General features: G+C 69.3%; 2 protein-coding genes. Both read right to left on the bottom strand.

Going from position 1 to position 1,989, the window contains the following annotated elements; translation table 11 throughout:
• Nucleotides 1-898: homocysteine S-methyltransferase family protein (locus tag WBV89_RS06940; protein WP_423980602.1), on the bottom strand; the 898-nt coding region annotated here is incomplete at its 3' end.
• A gap of 12 nt (nucleotides 899-910) precedes the next feature.
• Nucleotides 911-1,989 (bottom strand): M20/M25/M40 family metallo-hydrolase (locus tag WBV89_RS06935; protein WP_423980601.1); only part of this gene is annotated, 1,079 nt, incomplete at its 5' end.

The raw sequence follows: 1,989 nt of genomic DNA, 5'->3' as shown, positions 1-1,989 counted from the left end.
GCCGCTGCTCGTCGATCGCCGCGCGCATCGCGGCGATGTGCGCGTCGGACGTCCCGCAACATCCACCGATGATCCTGATCCCGCGCTCGACGAACGCGCTCGCGTAGTCCGCGAAGTACTCGGGAGTCGCGGGGTACGACAGTCGGCCACTCGCGTCGCGCTCGGGAAATCCGGCGTTGGGGATCGCAGCGATCGCGATCTCGGGAGCGACCTCGCGCATCGCGTTGGTCAGCCGCAAGACCTGGTTGGGGCCGGAGCTGCAGTTGACCCCGAGAGCATCGACATCGAGCGCAGCAACCTGCCGGGCGACCTCGGCCGCACCGGCACCGAGGATCGTCCGGTCGTCGTCGGCGAAGGTCATCATCGTGAGAATCGGGAGATCGGGAGCGAGCGAACGTGCGACGACAGCAGCGATCTCGATCTCGTCGATCGACGGCATCGTCTCGATCACGACGAGGTCCACCCCCGCTGCCACGAGTGCGGCGATCTGCTCGGCGAACGCTCGGCGGGCTTCGGTTGCGGTCACCCGCCCGATCGGCGTGAGGACGACGCCGAGCGGTCCGACCGAACCGGCCACCCACACCTCGGATGCGTCGGCGGACGAGGCGACCTCACGGGCGATCGCCACGGCAGTCGTGTTGATCTCGACGACACGGTCGTCGAGTCCGTGCTCGCCCAATCGGAACCGGTTGGCACCGAACGTGTTCGTCTCGATCACGTCCGCTCCCGCTGCGACGTACGCAACATGAGCGGACCGGACGACGTCGGGTGCAGTGAGATTCAGGCCATCGAATCCGTGCCCGGCCGTCGACCCGTGGCTCTGGAGGACGGTGCCGGTTGCACCGTCGAACAGCAGCGGCGCGTCGGCCACGCGGGCGCGGAATTCTGCTCGGGTCACCATTCGACTTCCTCAGACTCTCCGGGCGTGGGCGTCGATGACGTGAGCGACAGCCATCGACAGTCGCCGCGCGGTCGGCACGTGGAGGTACTCGTTCGGCCCGTGCGCGTTGGCGTCGGGCCCGAGCACGCCGGTGATCATGAACTGCGCGTCGGGGAACTTGTCACCGAGCATCCCCATGAACGGGATGGTCCCGCCCTCGCCGAACGATCGCGCCGCGCTGCCAAAGGCTCGCTCGGAGGCTGCGGCCATCGCGTCGTCGAGCCACGCAGCGGTCTCGGGTGCGTTCCATCCCGGAGCACGCTGGACGTTGTCCAGTGAGACATGCGCTCCGTAGGGAGGATCGGTGGTGAGGGCTCGCTGCAACGCCTCGGTCGCCACGTCGGGATCGACGGTCGGAGGGATTCGGACCGAGAGCTTGAGGGCCGTGCGCGGGCGGAGCACGTTCCCGGCGCGTGACGTGGGCGGGAGCCCGTCGGCGCCGACCGTGCTGAGTGTCGGTCGCCAGGTGCGCGCGAGCAGTTGCTCGGTCGGATCGTCGGTGGCGGGTCCGGCACCGGCGACGAACGGGTACCGGTCGGCGAGCGCGCCGATCTCTGCCGCGGTGGCCGCAGCTTCCGCCGATCGACCCGCCGGGATCTCCGCGTGCAGTTCGGGCAACAGGATCTCGCCGGTGGCGGAGTCCTCGATCCGCTCGAGGAGTCGACGTGCGATCCGGAACGAGGAGGGGACCATCCCGGACGCGTCACCGGAGTGCAGACCTTCGGTGACGATGTCGACGGTGAGCACCGCCTCGACCAGGCCACGCAGTGAGGTCGTCACCCACATCCGCTCGTAGTCGATGCAGCCCGAGTCGAGACAGACCACAAGGCTGGGCGTGCCGATCCGGTCGGCGAGGGCGTCGACGTACGCGGGCAGGTCGGGTGAGCCCGACTCCTCGCTCGCCTCGATCAGGACGACACAACGGGCGTGAGAACCGTGCGCCGCGTGGAGGGCCTCGACGGCGGTCAGGCTGGCGAACGCCGCATAGCCGTCGTCGGCACCGCCGCGTCCGTAGAGGCGATCACCCTCGAGCACGGGCGTCCACGGAC

It is taken from the genome of Ilumatobacter sp., from assembly GCF_049588435.1.
GTDB lineage: Bacteria > Actinomycetota > Acidimicrobiia > Acidimicrobiales > Ilumatobacteraceae > Ilumatobacter_A.
Note: the sequence above shows the minus strand (reverse complement) of the source record. Positions and strands in the feature narration are given on the sequence as shown.